Raw genomic sequence first — 17,989 nt, 5'->3', positions numbered from 1 at the left:
GATACGAATAATTATAATAACTTACGCTCTTCCAAATCCAGAACGCTTCAAAATCCAATGTATGAAAGAACTGCTATATGTATTCTTCATTATCCTCATGTGGTGCCCACTTTTCTTTATAGAATCAACTGAAAAATTAAAAAAGAAACCTTTGGTGTGATGTAATCCTTTTGCAAGGGCCTTTACTTCCATGCTATTATTAAAGTGCCTGCCGTAATCAACACAACGCCGGATACAGTTTTCCAGGTGAGTTGTTCACCAAGAAAAATTACTGATAAGATAATAGCGATAGCTACGCTGGCCTTATCAACGGGAGCTACCTGCGACACTTTACCTACTTGCAATGCCTTGAAATAGAATATCCACGACAGGCCTGTGGCTATGCCAGAAAACACAAGAAACGCCCAGTTTTGCCTGCTGAATTGCTGCACACCGGAAGCTGCCCCTTTAAGAAAAACCAGCCCCCAGCTTAAGCCCAGTATAACCGTTGTTCTTATGGCCGTGGCAAGGTCTGAATCAATGTTTTTTATTCCCTTTTTTGCCAGCACAGCAGTAAGCCCTGCAAACAATGCTGACAGCAATGCGTATATCCACCACATAGCACAAGTGTTTAAAATTGTAAGCTGAATTTACGGTATAAGTTACTGTAAGATTACAGAGTTATTTAATAAAACGTGAGTTTTGGGTTTCGCACATACCTTATTGTAATCGTCAACGGACTTATTGAATATTTTTCTTTCCCTGCATGATATTAAACTAAAATAATCATCCACATAATCAACAGACCAGCAACCTGCAACTTGTAACCGGTAACCGGCTTTCGGGTGAGGGATTGAAGCGGTTACCCCGGTGAGGCCATCGCAGCCCGGCTTTTGTGCCGGAGTAATAGCGGAAAGCCCGACCCCTTGCGTAGCTTGGGGGCACCCCATAAAACCTATCAATGCATATTGCTTTGTGTTATGCCCGTACACTTATTGCTTTACCAGGATGAACCGGTTAAGAAAGAATGATTTTTTTTGCCCTGTATTTTTGAAACGGAGGGTAAGTGCGTTCACAAGATCGTCGGTAGTAATATCGCAGAGGTAATGATTACTGTTGCGGGATTTAGTGCCGGCGCTGGTGGATATCCATTCTGAAAGCTGTGTTTGCCTTTGCCAGATGGAGAAATCGCAGCCTTCGCTATTCAATTCGTAATCCGCGTACAGCTTGTATTTGCCCGGCAGGATATCTTTTAACGATAAGCGCAGTTTACTCTCGCTGTTAACGCCAAATATAAAGCTTTGGCCGCCGGTGGGGTAGGCCCAGGTGGCCTTAACATCAGCAGCATCCCAAACCGTAAACTCGAGTAACTGTGGGTATAGATTGAGTGTATCAGGCACATACACAGCCGTGGAAACAGTTAACGGTTTGGTACTGCCCTGGGGTGCATGGCTGCCGTAATAAAAACTTACAGAAGTGTATTCGGAAGGGAAGGCATTGTTCTCCGGGCCATGCTCTATAGAGTGATAAAAGTTTTTTTCGAAAGACAGCTTATCGCCCATGTAAAAGCGGTAGCCGCCTGTGCGGCAATAAGGCAAAGAGTAATCAAGTGAGCCGTGCAAAGGAAGGCTCATGCGGGCATCCCAGCAATCCATAAATGCATACCAGCCGCCGTTGAAGTAATCTTCTGACCCAGTGCCATGCAGCCGCATTTGCCCGTCAATAACAGTGGAATCGTCGCCTTCAAAAAAGATTGTCATGCCATTTTGTAAACCTTGTGCCTGTAAAATGGCGCCAACAAAATGCCCTTTGTCACTGGTTTGCAAAAACACATGCGGGCTGCCTTTTTGCGGCTGCTGTTTATTCCAGTAGGTATATAGCCGGCCTTCTATGCCTGGGTTTCTCTGCTGTAGTGTGTAATTTATTTTAGCATGAATTTGTACCGTCTTCGCCGTCAGGTTATCTGCCATCCTGTAGCGCAATGCTATCCTGGCCTTTTTGTCAAAAGGCATAGGCAGGTAACAATAAGCCGCCTCTGTATTGCTGCCAATAAGCAGGCCACGCATGGAGCGTTTGCCAAAAGCATAACCAAAAAAATCTGCAATGGGGCAATTGATGGCAGGCTCTTTTTCATCGTCCCAATAAACCAGTAAATCCACCTGCTTTGTAAGCCCTTCAAATACGGCAGAGGGCGAAAGTTCAATGCTGGTAATTCTGCCACCCTGTGTTAGATTGAGGATGTCTTTTGTTTCGCCGGGTTGCAAGGCTGCAGAAAGCTCAAGTGTTTTAGTTTCTTTTACAATGGCGGCAGGTTGCGGGTTTGTCCACACGTTTTTTATTTTTTGCAAAGCCAGTTTTTCCTCATCATTAAGCATGGGTGTAAAATTTTTCACCTGCGTGCCTTGCGGGAATAACCTGTATTGCACCTGGTGAAACTGCATGCGTTTTGCCCTTGCTATAATAATGCACCGCTGCTGAAAAAGAATAGGGAAATAGCAATAGTTACCGCCAAGCTGGCTGCCACAAAGTGGTTGCACAAAAGGAAACACTGTGCCGGAGAACAGGTCTTTATAGTAAATGGAAAGGACAGGCTTACTGGTATCATCAATATAAAAATCAAGGGTGTCTTCTGTAGGTGTGGGCGTCCATATACGGTTAACAACACCGCAGCCCTGTACATCAAAAATAACCAGGCTGCTGTCTGCCGTCTTTCTTATAAAAGAGTAGTCGCCGTTAAACCCGTCGTTGTTGCCGCCGGTAGTATCGTAGGTAGATACCTGCGCCGAATAAGTGTTGGTGTTATACAATGGTAATTGTGCAATATTATGCAGAAACTGCAGTTCCTGTTGAAGGGTAATGTTTTTGGCTTGTTGTGCATCTGTATCGCAGGGCAAAGCCAGCACGGCAATAAGTAACAGGCAATGTGGTATGTATAGACTTCTTTTCATGCAGGCAATGGTTAGCTGGTTAAGTTTGCAGCTTCTAAAATAGGGCAAACAGTTTATCCTGCTACAGTTAACTATTCAATTTATTTACATGCCGCAGAAAACCGGTAAAGTGTTTACAAAAACTGGTACAATCTTGTTAGCAGCAGGGGAATATTGTAAGGTAAGCTGTCATCCCGGGTTTAAGGAACGGTGGGGGGCAGCGCTGTTGCGTTCTGCTGTGAGGAATTTTTGGGGGTGCCCCCAAGCTATCGCAAGGGGTCGGGCTTTCCGCTACTACTCCGGCACAAAAGCACGGCTGCGATGGCCTCACCGGGGTAGCCGCTTCAATCCCTCACCCGAAAGTGCCACACGCTGTTGTTTCTGCGGGCAGGCTTAATAAATAGTACCGTAATACAACAGCCTTGTAATACACTATGCATCGTGCATCAACAACAATCGCCTTTTTATGCCTCCAGGCCCAACCGCCTTGCTATGTTGGAAGTAAATACATTATTGGGATCGTATTTTTTCTTTATAGCCAGCCATTGCTGGTGTTGCGGGTACATGGTCTTGAACATTTGCTCATCCAGCAGACCATCTTTGCCCAGGTAAAGGCGGCCACCAGCCTGAAGCACTTTCTTATCCAGTTCCTTCGCAAAGGCGGGCAGGTTTTTGGTCATGGGAAAATCAATAGCTAGTGTATATCCTTTAAACGGAAAAGACAGGATGCCCTGCCCATCGCCCATGCGTTTAAACACATTCAGGAAAGGCGTACAGCCGCTGGCTGCAATCATTTTCAATATTTCAGTAAGGTTTTCTTTGCCATTCTCCTCGGGTATAACAAACTGGTACTGTATAAAACCGCGTTTGCCATAACCCCGGTTCCAGTTATTAATGGCATCCAGCGGAAAGAAGAATTTTTCGTAGTGCACAAACGCTTTGGGAGAGTTCTGAACAAAGCCAATCACTTTATTTAAAATGCGCACTGTTAAACCGTTCAGTGTAAAGTTGGGCATAAAAAAAGGAACAGACAGTTTGCCTTTCGGGTGCAGTTTCAGGGGATCGTTCTTTAGTTTCTCCGGCAGTTCATCCAGCCTGGCCGCATTGCCCAGCGTTAATACGCCGCTGCCCAGTTTGTCGCCCTTGGCTAAAGTATCAATCCATGCAACGGAATAGTTGTACTCATGGTCATAAGTATCCAAAGCAGCAAGCATGTGGTCAAGGTTTTTGATCACCACGCTTTTTTGCTTGAAATAAGTGGTTTCAATTTTCCGCAGCTTTATTTTGGCGGTAAGTATAATGCCCAGCAAACCCAGGCCGCCGAAGTTGGCCCAGAACAGGTCGGCATTTTCGGTGCGGGATGCGGTTATGGTTTCGCCGCTGGCCAGAAGTATGGTAAAAGAAATTACGCAGTTAACAAAAGAGCCATCTATATGGTGGGCTTTGCCGTGTATATCGTTGGCGATAGCCCCGCCGATGGTAACAAATTTAGTGCCCGGGCAAATCATAGGTAGCCAACCTTGCGGGGTAAATGTATTGATGATGTCTTCCAGGCTCACCCCGGCCTCACATTCCAGGATACCTTCCTTTTCATCCCAGGCAATAAACCGGTTAAGGTGTGTGCAAACGGCTACATAACGGTTGTCGTTTACTGCCTGGTCTGCATAGCTCCTGCCCAAACCACGGGGCACCAGTTTTTCTTCCTTTAATACGTTCTGAATGTCTTTCTCAGCAGAAGGGGTAAATACAATTGATTCTGAAACAGGGTAGTTTCCCCAGCCGGTTATTTTCTCTGATTTTCCAGGTAACATATACATGGGCAAAATTACAGTAATTGAAATGTATGGGAAGCTATGCGTTTAAGGGTCAGCGTTCATAAGATAGAAGCGGGGCAAATATAGGTGATTTTTATAGAAATGCGGATAGGTGGCTTTTGTGGTAGTGCTAAGCCAACGCACAGGCCTTCACCGGGTGGAGCTGCGTTCACAACCATCGTCAACGCAATATTTGGTTGCTTTGACGAGTGATACTTCAACGCCTAACTCAGTTGGCATCACCTGTTTGGCGGGCATTTTTACATGTTTACAATTCGGGTTAATCAATCTTCAATTTCAATACCCGCTTGGTGCCGGCCGATAGCTTAAACCTGTCATCAATACGATAACCAACTACCCATAAAATTTTCTTGTCGCACTCCAGCACCCAAACCTTTTCTTTATCTGTGGTGGAAAGTTTAAGATCAATAAAAAAACGGCTGAGTTTTTTCTTCTTGCGCATACCCAGCGGATAAAAATAATCGCCCTGTTTCCATTTGCGCAATAGTAAGGGGAACTTAACCAGGCCTGCATCCAGCGATGCTACCGATGCGGCTGTTGATAATTGATAAGTTGCGGCGTCAACGGTTTCAACGGTAAGGCAGTTATTGTCGAAAACTATTTTCCTGTCTGATGGTTCTACCAGGATGGTAGCAGCTTCAGTTGTTTCAAGTGGGGCTATAATCAACCATTGCCGGTTCCTGATGGTACGGTAAGCATGGCTTTGTACATAGCTGCCATTATCCGCTGACAGCAGCTTAACAATTTCATCAGTTTGGTGAACTGTAAAGCCATAATCTTTAATAATCTCCCAAACAATGGTTTTTAAGGCCGCAGTTTGTTGCAGCTTCAATACAGGAATGTGCAACTCATTACCCTTTATCTCAATGAGTTTTTGTTTATGCACACTAACGGACTGGTTATACAGAAGAGCCGTTTCTTTAAATCGTTCTATGTTATCCTGCAGGTTCTTTCGTGCCTGGGGATATACTTCTTCAATGGCCGGCAACAGTTGGTTCCTGAAAAAATTGCGGGTGTATTTGTCACTGGCGTTTGATGAATCTTCCACCCATTGTAATTGATTTTCGTTTGCATAAGCTGTTACATCCTCTCTGTAGGCAAATAACAGTGGCCGGATAATTCTTTTCTCCCGGCTGTAAGCTGGTATGCCGGCAAGGCCCTGTATGCCGGTTCCTCTGAAAAAATGCATTAACAGCGTTTCAATATTATCATCCGCATGGTGCGCGGTTAGCAGGTAACTGTCTTTATCAACCAGTTGACTAAACCAGTTGTAGCGCAACTCTCTTGCAGCTTCCTGTATGGACAGCTTTTTCTCGGCGGCATATTCGGCCGTGTTAAAACTTTTTACCAGTACTTCACTATTGTATTTTAACCCGAGGCTTCTTACAAATTGCTCATCCCTTTCACTTTCTTCTCCCCGCAGTTTAAAGTTGCAGTGGGCAATAGCAAAGTCAAAGCCGGCTTTTGCCAGCAGGTCAGTTAAAACAATACTATCAATACCGCCGCTTACCGCTATAACAAGCCTGCCTGTGCATGCAGATAGCTGGGGAAAGTTTTGCTGTATGTGATAACGGAAATGTTCAAGCAAATTCATCCTGCAATATCAATAAAAACCCGCCTGTTTGCAAACAGGCGGGTAATGTTATTTGTAAACGGGAGTTAACTGCTATTTAAACGAAGCCTGCTAAAATGATAATAAAGCTTGCCGCACAATGCTGAGTAGAATTACAGAACGTAAAAGAGTGCGACGCAACGGCAGCCTCATAGTAGTTCATACAGCCGGGCCCATAATAGCCCCCTTCAGGGGGCGTAGGCCCCGCCAGGCGGAGTATACACTATCAGTTTTTCTTTTGTTCCTTAGCCCAGGCATCTTTAAGCGTTACAGTGCGGTTAAAAACCATCACCTCTTCGTTGCTGTCTTTGTCAAGGCAGAAATAGCCTTTACGCAAAAACTGGTAACGCTCGTCAAATTTGGCGGTTCTTAAAGCAGGCTCTGCGTAAGCATGTTCAACCACCTGCAACGAACCTGTATTAATATAATCTTTAAAGTCGCCTTCAGCTTCGCCCAGGTCTTCTACTTTAAACAGGCGGTCGTACAGGCGCACCTCTGCAGGCACAGCGTGCTGAACGCTTACCCAGTGCAACGTGCCTTTAACGCTAACGCCGGAGGTATTGCTGCCACTGCGGCTTTCGGGCAGGTACGAGCACCTTACTTCGGTAATATTGCCGGCTTCATCTTTTACTACTTCGTCGCATTTTATGATGTAAGCGCTCTTCAGCCTAACCATTTGCCCCGGCGCCAGCCTGAAGAATTTCTTCGGCGGGTTTTCCATAAAATCTTCCTTCTCAATATACAGCTCCCGGCTAAAAGGAACATCACGGTAGGTAATGGTTTCTTCCTCGGGGTTGTTTTCACTCTGCATCATTTCCACTTTGCCTTCTTCGTAGTTAGTGATAACCACTTTCAGCGGGTCGAACACCACCATGCGGCGGCTGGCTATTTTATTCAGGTGCTCACGAACGCAAAATTCAAGCAGGCCCACATCAATCACGTTATCTCTTTTGGCAATACCCACACGGTCGCAAAATTCGCGGATGCTTTCCGGCGTATATCCCCTGCGGCGAAAACCGCTGATGGTTGGCATGCGGGGGTCGTCCCAGCCTTCTACAAATTTTTCATTCACCAGTTGCAGCAGCTTACGTTTGCTCATTACCGTGTAGGTAAGGTTGCGGCGTGCAAATTCGTACTGGCGGGATGGGTATATTTCCAGCTTTTTAATCAGCCAGTCGTATAGTTCGCGGTGCGGCACAAATTCCAGCGTGCAAATGGAATGGGTCACATTTTCAATGCTGTCGCTTTGTCCATGCGCAAAATCATACATGGGGTAAATACACCATGCATCGCCGGTGCGGTGATGGTGGGCGTGCTTAATGCGGTACAGTATGGGGTCACGCATCAGCATGTTAACATGTGCCATATCAATTTTGGCGCGGAGTGTTTTACTGCCATCAGGAAAAACGCCTTCTTTCATCTGGGCAAAAAGCTGCAGGTTTTCTTCCTCGCTGCGGTTGCGGTAAGGGCTGTTTGTGCCGGCTTCGGTTGGCGTACCTTTCATGGCAGCTATTTCTTCCGAAGTGCTGTCATCCACGTAAGCAAGCCCCAGTTTAATCAGCTTAACGGCATATTCGTACAGTTGCGGAAAATAGTCAGATGCATAGAGTTCGTTCTTCCATTTAAAGCCCAGCCATTGAATATCGGCTTTAATGCTCTCCACATATTCGGTTTCTTCTGTAACGGGGTTGGTATCATCAAAGCGCAGGTTGGTATAGCCGGGATATTTGTTGGTAAGGCCAAAGTTCAGGCAAATGCTGGTGGCGTGGCCTATGTGCAGGTAGCCGTTGGGTTCGGGAGGAAAGCGGGTGACAATCGAAGTGTGTTTACCATTGTTCAAATCTTCTTCAATAATCTCTTCTATAAAATTCAGGCTCTTTTCTTCGCTCATGCGGTTATTTTTACAATGAGGGCAAAAATAAGGAATTGGCGTTTACCCTTGAGGTGTAATTGACAGTAATGGAAGTTAATTAGCTGCATGTTTGCAATCAAGCCTCCGGCTTTTTTTATGGTGGCCAACTGCAGGTTCTTTGTGGAGGCATCGTTGCGTCGCACTACGTTCATCGGTTGGTTTTTCATGGGGTCTTTTCAGACCCGGATGGGTAGGGAATATGAATTAATCAAACTGTTCTTATTCCATACTTCAAAGCAAGCCAGTGTGTAAAATACATGGAAGCAAATAACTTTTATGTAGGATGATCTTCTTTCCTGTTTGTTTTTTTCTGTTTTCCCGAAATAAGCCTGGCAGCCAATACCAATAGAGCAATGTTGACTATAACAGTCAGGGCCTTATTGGTAAAAATATACGTAATAAGTGGCTTAGAAGCATTGGTTGCGTCGCCGCATCTGGCTAAGACAATTATTACAATTAGCACACCCGCAAAAAGTTCAAGAATACGTTTCAGCATAAGAAAAAATCACCTCTAAAGTAATTGTTCGCCTTTTAAATCAACATATTAACCTTAAAAATATTTCTGCCCCTTTGCAGGATATTAACATTAGGGCATAAAATTTGTTTTTGCGTTTGGTTCCCGTTTCTTAATTTTGCCATCCTTTATTTTGGGCTAATTAGCAATTGTGTTACGTTTTATGGCCATAAAGAAAACGTAACTAATTCCAAATCAGTGCACTGAGAACCTGTAAGTTCTCCCCAGAATTATTAGCAAAACCGGTTAATTACAGATATGTCATCAACAAAAGTTCAAAACAGGATCAGCTTTGGTAAAACAAAACACCTGGCTGAAACTCCAGACCTATTAGACATTCAGTTAGAATCATTCAAAGAATTTTTCCAGTTAGAGACTACCCCGGACAAACGTAATGTGGAAGGCCTTTTCCGAGTATTTAAGGAAAACTTTCCTATTACTGATACCCGCAACATCTTTGTGCTGGAATTTCTTGATTATTTTATTGACCCTCCCCGTTACACTATTGAAGAATGTATGGAGCGTGGTTTAACCTACGCTGTGCCGTTGAAAGCCAAATTACGCCTGAGCTGTAACGATGAAGAGCACGTGGATTTCCAGACTATTGTTCAGGACGTGTTTTTGGGTAACATACCTTACATGACACCCCGCGGCACTTTTGTTATCAATGGTGCAGAACGTGTAGTGGTGTCTCAGCTACACCGTTCCCCCGGTGTGTTCTTCGGCCAGTCTATCCACCCCAACGGCACCAAAATTTACTCTGCAAGGGTAATTCCTTTTAAAGGCGCCTGGATGGAGTTTGCTACAGACATCAACAACGTGATGTTTGCCTACATTGACCGTAAGAAAAAATTCCCTGTAACAACATTGTTGCGTTCCATAGGCTACGAAACAGATAAAGACATTCTTGAACTGTTTGGTATGGCCACGGAAGTAAAAGCCGATAAAAAGTCCCTGGCAGAGCATGTTGGCAAAAAGCTGGCTGCCCGCGTACTGAGGACCTGGGTGGAAGATTTTGTGGACGAAGATACCGGTGAAGTAGTGTCCATTGAGCGTAACGAGATAGTGATGGAGCGTGATACCATCCTTGATGAAGACGCGATTGATACAATTTCTGAACTGGAGGTAAAAAGCATCTTCGTTCAGCGTGAAGATGTGGGTGGCGATTATGCCATCATCTACAACACATTAAATAAAGATACCTCTAACAGTGAGTTGGAAGCGGTACAGCACATCTACCGTCAATTGCGTGGTGCTGATGCCCCCGATAACGAAACTGCACGTGGTATTATTGATAAACTGTTCTTTAGCGACAAGCGTTACGACCTTGGCGAAGTGGGCCGCTACAAAATAAACCGTAAGCTGGATGTAACCACCGACCTTAATACCAAGGTGTTAACCCGCGAAGACATTATTGAAATCATCAAATACCTGGTGCGTTTAACCAACGCCAAAGCGGAAATTGATGATATTGATCACCTGAGCAACCGCCGTGTACGCACTGTAGGCGAGCAGTTATACGCCCAGTTTGGTGTAGGTTTAGCCCGTATGGCACGTACCATCCGCGAAAGGATGAACGTTCGTGACAATGAGGTATTTACACCGGTTGATTTGATTAACGCCAGGACACTTTCTTCCGTAATCAACTCATTCTTTGGTACTTCACAGTTGTCACAGTTCCTTGACCAGACTAACCCCCTGAGCGAAATCACCCATAAACGCCGTATTTCCGCGTTGGGACCAGGTGGTTTGAGCCGTGAGCGTGCAGGTTTTGAGGTTCGTGACGTACACTACTCTCACTACGGTCGTCTGTGTACCATTGAAACACCGGAAGGCCCCAACATTGGTTTGATATCCACACTTTGTGTGCATGCCAAGATCAATGAAATGGGCTTTATTGAAACGCCTTACCGTAAAGTAAGCAATGCCCAGGTTGACCTTAAGCATTTGACTTACCTGAGCGCTGAGGAAGAAGATACCGCCAAAATTGCGCAGAGTAACTCTGTGCTGGACGATAAAGGCAACTTTGTTGAAGACAGGATCATCAGCCGCGAAACCGGCGACTTTCCGATACTGGAGAAGAATGATGTGGAATACATGGACGTTGCCCCTAACCAGATTGTTGGTTTGAGCGCTTCCCTTATTCCGTTCCTGGAGCATGATGATGCCAACCGTGCATTGATGGGATCGAACATGCAACGCCAGGCAGTACCATTAATCCGCCCTGAATCACCAATAGTTGGTACAGGTTTGGAAGGTAAAGCCGCCCGTGATGCACGTATCCAGATACATGCGGAAGGTGATGGTGTGGTTGAATTTGTGGATGCCAAGGAAATACATGTTCGTTACGAAAGGAACGACCTGGGCCGCCTTGTAAGCTTTGAAGACGACCTGAAAGTTTACCGCCTTACCAAGTTCATCAAAACCAATCAGTCAACTTCTATCATACTCCGTCCCGCCGTTAAAAAAGGCCAGGTGGTAAAAAGAGGCGACTTCCTTACTGAAGGTTATGCTACAAAAGATGGTGAACTGGCTCTGGGCCGTAACCTGCAGGTAGCGTTCATGCCCTGGAAAGGTTACAACTTCGAGGATGCCATCGTTATCAGTGAAAAAGTAGTTCGTGAAGACTTGTTCACTTCAATCCACATTGAAGAATACGAACTTGAAGTTCGCGATACCAAACTGGGTGAAGAAGAACTGACTCCGGATATCCCTAACGTATCAGAAGATGCAACCAAAGACCTTGATGAGAATGGTATCATCCGTATTGGTGCAACTGTTAAAGAAGGCGATATCCTTATCGGTAAGATTACCCCTAAAGGCGAAAGCGATCCTACACCGGAAGAGAAACTGTTGCGTGCCATCTTTGGTGACAAAGCCGGCGATGCAAAAGACGCTTCTCTGAAAGCGCCTAACGGTACAGAAGGTGTGGTAATTGATAAGAAACTGTTCCAGCGTGCCAAGAAAGATAAAAACGCCAAGCTGCGTGAAAAAGCGTTACTGGAAAAAGTAGAGAAAGTACATGAGAAGAACGCTGAAGACGTAATGGAAATATTGTTGAGCAAGCTGCAGACCTTGTTGAAAGACAAAGCTTCCGCGGGTGTTACCAACAACTTTGGCGAAATGCTGATTGGCAAAGGCGCCAAATTCAACCAAAAGAACCTGGCTGCCATAGACTATCAGAACGTTAACCCACTCGGCTGGACTGGCGATGCTGGCGTTGATGAGCAAATCAACATTCTGCTGCACAACTACAACATCAAATACAACGAAGAGCTGGGCCGTTACAAGAGGGAGAAATTCAACATCTCTATCGGTGATGAGTTACCTGCCGGTGTATTAAAGCTGGCTAAAGTTTACCTGGCTGTTAAGCGTAAGCTGAAAGTAGGTGATAAAATGGCGGGCCGCCACGGAAACAAAGGTATTGTTGCCAAAATAGTACGTGCTGAAGACATGCCGTTCATGGAAGATGGAACCCCGGTTGATATTGTGTTAAACCCGTTAGGCGTACCAAGCCGTATGAACCTGGGCCAGATTTATGAAACCATTCTTGGCTGGGCAGGTTTAAAACTGGGTACTAAATTCGCTACGCCAATTTTTGACGGTGCTACTACCGATGAAATAGCCGACTACTGTGAGAAAGCCGGCATACCGATGATGGGACATACCTACCTGTACGACGGCGAAACCGGCGAACGCTTTCACCAGAAGGCAACGGTTGGTGTTATCTACGTTATTAAACTGCATCACATGGTTGATGACAAGATGCACGCCCGTTCTATCGGACCATACAGCTTGATTACACAGCAGCCGCTGGGTGGTAAAGCGCAGTTTGGTGGCCAGCGTTTTGGTGAAATGGAAGTGTGGGCACTGGAAGCTTATGGCGCTGCCAACATACTGCAGGAGCTGTTAACGCTTAAGTCTGATGATATCATTGGTCGTGCCAAGACTTATGAATCTATCGTAAAAGGCGATAACATTCCAAGGGCTGGTATTCCTGAATCATTCAATGTATTGGTGCATGAGTTAAGAGGCCTTGGCCTTGACCTCAAGTTTGAATAAACTTAACATCATATAGGATAAAGGCTGTTTCCGCAAGGGGCAGCCTTTTTTATTTAAGATAGCCGCCGGGCTATATGCCGGCAAGCAAAAGGTTGGGCAATAACCAGCGTGTTACACTACAAGGCTACAGCCGCCCATTGAACCGAACGATAAAGTGCTTGCGACGCAACGAAGTCGCCATGAAAAACTATTGCTGGTATCTAAAAAAGAAACACAAGCATTATCAATAAAAATTTGGACGGTAAACAGCATGCCCTATTTTTGCAGCACAATTTTCAAATGAACAATCAGTTGCACATACATCACCACCATCATATCTTACCAGTAAGGTAGGCCGGTGATACTGTGCAGCTAACACAATATTGTACAAAGGGCTTACCGGTAGGTAGGCCTTTTTTTATTACCCCTATCCCATGAAGGGGCAAAAATATTCAGGGACAGTTTTCAATAAATAATAATGAACCAAGGCATTCAAAGCACCCCTTCAGGGGATGAGGGTAAACTAAAGCTCGCTATCCAGAAATCAGGACGCCTGCACGATGATTCGCTAAAACTGTTGAAAGAGTGTGGTATCGACATCAGCAATGGTGTAAACAAGCTGAAGAGTGAAGCCAGCAATTTTCCATTGGAAGTATTTTTTTTACGGGATGATGATATCCCCCAGTATGTGGAAGATGCTGTTGCAGACATTGGTTTTGTGGGAGAGAATGTGGTATATGAGAAGAACAAAAAGATTGATGTGGTAGAAAAACTTGGCTTTGGCAAATGCCGTTTGTCTATCGCTGTAACAAGAGGAGATGTATATGATGATGTGAATTTTTTGGAAGGCAAACGCATAGCCACCAGCTATCCTGTGTTAGTGCAGAATTTTTTGAATGAGAAAGGTATTAATGCCGAGATACATGAGATAAGCGGCAGCGTGGAAATAGCGCCGGGTATAGGTTTGGCAGAAGCCATTTGCGATTTGGTAAGCAGTGGCTCTACCTTGTTTATGAACGGCTTAAAAGAGGTGGAAACTATATTACAGTCTCAGGCGGTACTGATACGTAACAGGCAGCTTGCGCCTGGGCAACAAGCTATTCTGGATAAGTTGCTTTTCAGGATACAATCTGTAAAAAAAGCAAAGAACAATAAGTATGTGTTGCTGAACGCCCCAAACGACAACCTGCAGCAAATTATTTCTTTGCTGCCGGGCATGAAAAGCCCCACCGTATTGCCACTTGCGGAAGAAGGCTGGAGCAGTGTACATAGTGTTATAAGCGAAAGCACTTTTTGGGATATTATCGAAAAGCTGAAAGCTGCCGGCGCCCAGGGCATACTGGTGGTGCCCATTGAAAAGATGATTATTTAAATCTTCCTGAACGGGATTGGCATTGGCAGTAGGGGGTGCCCCCAAGCTACGCAAGGGGTCGGGCTTTCCGCTATTACTCCGGCACAAAAGCCTGGCTGCGAAGGCTTCACCGGGGTAACCGCTTCAATCCCTCACCCTCAGGTGTAACACGCTGTATTCGTATAAGCAGGTTTATTGTTTGTTATTATTTAAACTTAAGATACTTCACATGCAGTTGATACAATTTCCCCAACAAAAAGAATGGCCAGCTTTGCTGCAAAGACCGGTGATGGATACATCGTCGCTACAGGAAAAAGTAAAAGCTGTGCTGCATGATGTAAAACAAAATGGCGATGCCGCCGTTAAAAAATATACACAGCAGTTTGATGGCGTGGAACTGCAAAACGCTTATGTAACCAACAGGGAAATTGACGAAGCCATATCGCTGGTAAGCGACGAACTAAAGCTGGCTATTAAAACCGCTGCTGATAATATTATCAGCTTTCACGAAAAACAATTATCGCCGCCCGAAATTATTGAAACCATGCCTGGTGTTCAATGCTGGCGCCGCAGTGTAGGTATTGAAAAAGTGGGCTTGTACATACCCGGCGGTTCAGCACCCTTATTTTCCACCATTTTAATGCTGGTAACACCTGCTATGCTGGCAGGCTGTAAAGAAATAATTCTTTGCTCACCTCCCAATAAGGAAGGTAAGCTGCACCCCGCTATTTTAGTGGCGGCCCGTATAACCGGGGTTACAAAAATTTTTAAAGTAGGCGGTGTGCAGGCTATAGCGGCTATGGCTTATGGTACCGAAACCATTCCGCAAGTGTATAAGATTTTTGGCCCGGGCAACCAATATGTTACCTGCGCCAAGCAATTGATACAACAGGAGGGCATAGCGATAGACATGCCGGCCGGCCCCAGCGAGGTTTGTATTTTGGCCGATGACACTGCCGAGCCTGCCTTTATAGCGGCAGACCTGTTATCACAAGCAGAGCATGGCCCGGATAGCCAGGTACTGCTGGTAAGCACGTCTGCTTCTGTTATACGCGAAGTGGAGAAAGAGCTGGATAAGCAACTGGCCTTATTGCCCAGAAGGGATATTGCCCTGCAGGCATTGAATAACAGCAAGGCCATACTGGTTAGCGATATGGGAGAGGCGGTGGACCTTGTAAACGCATACGCGGCTGAGCACCTGATACTCTGCTGCCGCAACAACGTTGAAATATCAGACACAATTACCAATGCCGGTTCCGTTTTTCTGGGCAACTATTCCCCCGAAAGCGTAGGGGATTATGCCAGCGGTACCAACCACACCCTGCCCACCAATGGCTATGCAAGAATGTATAGCGGAGTTAGTGTAGACAGCTTTGTAAAAAAAATAACCTTTCAGCGATTGTCTGCGCAAGGTTTGCAGAACATCGGGCAAACAGTCATCACCATGGCGGACGCTGAAGGGTTAGAGGCACATGCAAATGCGGTTAGGGTGAGGCTGTGAGTGGTGAATGGTGAGTGGTGAGTGGTCAGTGGTGAGTAGTGAGTAGTAGAGTAAGATTTAGCATAAAACTATTTATTCAATATTAAACCTGGCAGGATATGCAGGAAACAAAAGAGGCACCGGAAAATAACGGCGCTATGCAATTTGATGTAAACAAGTTAACCCGCCCCAACATTCAAAAGCTGGTACCATATTCATCGGCAAGGGATGAGTTTAGCGGCGAAGCAAAAGTATTCCTGGATGCTAACGAAAACAGCCTCGGCTCACCATTGCCTAAATGGTACAACCGCTACCCAGACCCACACCAGAACAAAGTAAAACAGTCCATCAGTAAAATAAAAAGCATAGCTGCACAGCATATTTTCCTGGGCAATGGCAGCGACGAATGCATAGACCTTTTGTACCGTTGCTTTTGTAACCCCGGTAAAGACAACGTAATTATTTGTCCGCCAACCTATGGCATGTACGAAGTAAGCGCCAACATTAACGACATTGAAGTGCGCAAAGCGCCTTTGCTGGATGATTTTCAGCTTGACCTGGTACACCTGGAAAACCTGGCCGATGAGAACACCAAAATAATCTGGATTTGTTCTCCCAATAACCCTACCGGTAACTCGTTTTACCGGCAGGATATAGAAACTGTACTTAACAACTTCAACGGGCTGGTGGTTATTGATGAGGCATACATCAATTTCTCCCGCCAACAGTCTTTTATAAAAGAACTGGCCGAATACCCAAACCTGGTTGTGATGCAAACATTCAGCAAGGCCTGGGGTTTGGCAGGTTTAAGGCTGGGCATGGCCTTCGCCTCCGTTGACATAATGGAGATACTCAACCGCGTTAAGCCGCCTTATAACATTAACCAGGCTACGCAGGAGCTGGCGTTAAAAGCGCTTGAAGAAGTGGGCCAGGTAAATGACATGATACGTGAACTGGTAAACATGCGCAATGCATTGACCGAGGTGTTTGAAAGCATCCCTACGGTTGAGAAAGTATATCCCTCCGATGCCAATTTCATCCTCGTAAAAATAAAGGATGCCCGTAAAGTGTATGAGTTCCTGCTAACCAAGGGTATCGTAGTGCGTGACAGGAGCAATGTAAAACTCTGCAATGACTGCCTGCGTATTACCATCGGCACAGAAAAAGAAAACACCGACCTGGTGGATGCACTGGCGGAGTGGGTGAATGGTAAGTAGTGAATCTAAGCGGTTAATCCCTTCCTAACGCTCACTGCCATTCATTATATTTGCCGCCGTCGTGTTGCCCGTGGCCTTGACGGGCCTTGGGCAGCCTGCTCATTAAAGTAAAAACAAATCTTCATGCCATCAGCATTAATGCAGCAGTTGAAGGAAACTGCGGAATATATACAAGCTCAATACCCACATACGCCTAAAACGGGTATTATACTGGGCAGCGGCCTGGGCAATTTTACCAGCGAAATAAACATCGAAAAAGAAATACCTTATACTGATTTGCCGCATTTTCCGGTAAGTACAGTAGTTGGCCATTCCGGTAAGCTGATATTGGGAGAATTGAACGGCGCCAAAGTAGTGGTTATGGCAGGCCGTTTTCATTTTTATGAAGGTTATAGCCCGCTGCAGGTATCATACCCGGTGCGGGTAATGAAAATGCTGGGTGTAGAAACCTTGCTGCTTTCCAATGCCGCAGGTGGTGTGCAGGCCGGTTTTAAGGTGGGCGACCTGATGATTATTAAAGACCATATCAGCTTGTTTACTATTAACCCGTTGCTCGGCCCTAACGAAGAGGAATTGGGTACCCGCTTTCCTGATATGAGCGAACCTTACAACAAGGCGCTTATAGCCAAAGCCAGGGAAGTGGGCCAAAGATTAGGCTACAATTTAAAGGAAGGCGTTTATACCGGCGTTACAGGCCCAACTTTTGAAACCCATGCGGAATACCGCCTGATAAAAGCCATTGGCGGAGATGCGGTGGGCATGAGTACGGTGCAGGAAGTAATTGTGGCTATACATGCCGGTATGAAAGTATTCGCGGTAAGCGTAATTACAGACCTTGGCATACGTGACGATGATACCAGCATTATTACCCATGAAGAAGTGCTGGCCGCGGCCAAAGATGCCGAGCCCAAACTAACGGCGTTGTTTAAGGAAATGGTGAGTTGATGTAACAGGTACGGCTTTACTGTTAATGTGTGGCAATGCATCGTGCATTTTCATACCTAACATCGCATAAGTGCCAAAGTACTTCGTGATTATAATTTCGTACTTGTTTTTTGGGGGTGCCCCCAAGCTATCGCAAGGGGTCGGGCTTTCCGCTCATACTCCGGCACAAAAGCCCT

General features: G+C 45.6%; 10 protein-coding genes. 5 read left to right on the top strand and 5 right to left on the bottom strand.

From position 1 onward, the window contains the following. Positions 1-182 precede the first annotated feature (182 nt). The 5 genes from F0364_RS07940 to F0364_RS07920 form a co-directional block, all read right to left on the bottom strand. Complete coding sequence (locus F0364_RS07940; RefSeq protein ID WP_153797235.1) at positions 183-599, bottom strand: EamA family transporter; 417 nt, start codon at positions 597-599, stop codon at positions 183-185. A gap of 372 nt (positions 600-971) precedes the next feature. Beyond that, positions 972-2,927: a glycoside hydrolase family 172 protein gene (locus F0364_RS07935; protein WP_153797234.1), complete on the bottom strand. Its 1,956-nt coding sequence runs from the start codon at positions 2,925-2,927 to the stop codon at positions 972-974. Between the two features lie 443 nt (positions 2,928-3,370). Then, on the bottom strand, positions 3,371-4,717 hold the full coding sequence (locus F0364_RS07930) for an FAD-binding oxidoreductase (protein ID WP_207632565.1): 1,347 nt from the start codon (positions 4,715-4,717) through the stop codon (positions 3,371-3,373). Between the two features lie 283 nt (positions 4,718-5,000). Beyond that, positions 5,001-6,335 (bottom strand): tRNA lysidine(34) synthetase TilS, encoded by a 1,335-nt coding sequence (gene tilS / locus F0364_RS07925; RefSeq protein WP_153797232.1) that lies wholly within the window; start codon positions 6,333-6,335, stop codon positions 5,001-5,003. A 244-nt stretch (positions 6,336-6,579) separates the two neighbouring features. Next, positions 6,580-8,244 carry a glutamine--tRNA ligase/YqeY domain fusion protein gene (locus tag F0364_RS07920; protein ID WP_153797231.1) on the bottom strand — a complete coding sequence of 555 codons (1,665 nt, stop codon included), beginning with the start codon at positions 8,242-8,244 and terminating at the stop codon, positions 6,580-6,582. A 793-nt stretch (positions 8,245-9,037) separates the two neighbouring features. On the opposite strand from F0364_RS07920, the gene rpoB reads away from it, so the two are divergent. The 5 genes from rpoB to F0364_RS07895 all read left to right on the top strand — a co-directional run bounded on the left by rpoB (position 9,038) and on the right by F0364_RS07895 (position 17,813). Then, positions 9,038-12,841, top strand: coding sequence for a DNA-directed RNA polymerase subunit beta (rpoB, locus tag F0364_RS07915; RefSeq protein ID WP_153797230.1), 3,804 nt, complete (start codon positions 9,038-9,040; stop codon positions 12,839-12,841). A 457-nt stretch (positions 12,842-13,298) separates the two neighbouring features. After that, positions 13,299-14,192, top strand: a complete 894-nt coding sequence (gene hisG, locus F0364_RS07910) for an ATP phosphoribosyltransferase (RefSeq protein WP_153797229.1) — start codon at positions 13,299-13,301, stop codon at positions 14,190-14,192. A gap of 208 nt (positions 14,193-14,400) precedes the next feature. Beyond that, the gene (hisD, locus tag F0364_RS07905) at positions 14,401-15,672 is read left to right on the top strand and encodes a histidinol dehydrogenase (RefSeq protein ID WP_153797228.1); all 1,272 of its coding nucleotides are present in this window, start codon (positions 14,401-14,403) and stop codon (positions 15,670-15,672) included. A gap of 98 nt (positions 15,673-15,770) precedes the next feature. Further along, a complete protein-coding gene (gene hisC / locus F0364_RS07900; RefSeq protein WP_235921032.1) occupies positions 15,771-16,868 on the top strand; it encodes a histidinol-phosphate transaminase in 1,098 nt (365 codons plus the stop codon). 123 nt (positions 16,869-16,991) lie between these two features. Then, a complete protein-coding gene (locus F0364_RS07895) occupies positions 16,992-17,813 on the top strand; it encodes a purine-nucleoside phosphorylase (RefSeq protein ID WP_153797227.1) in 822 nt (273 codons plus the stop codon). The last annotated feature ends 176 nt before the right edge of the window (positions 17,814-17,989 follow it).

This window comes from Foetidibacter luteolus (assembly GCF_009650435.1).
In the GTDB taxonomy this organism is placed as follows: Bacteria; Bacteroidota; Bacteroidia; order Chitinophagales; family Chitinophagaceae; genus Foetidibacter; species Foetidibacter luteolus.
Note: the sequence above shows the minus strand (reverse complement) of the source record. Positions and strands in the feature narration are given on the sequence as shown.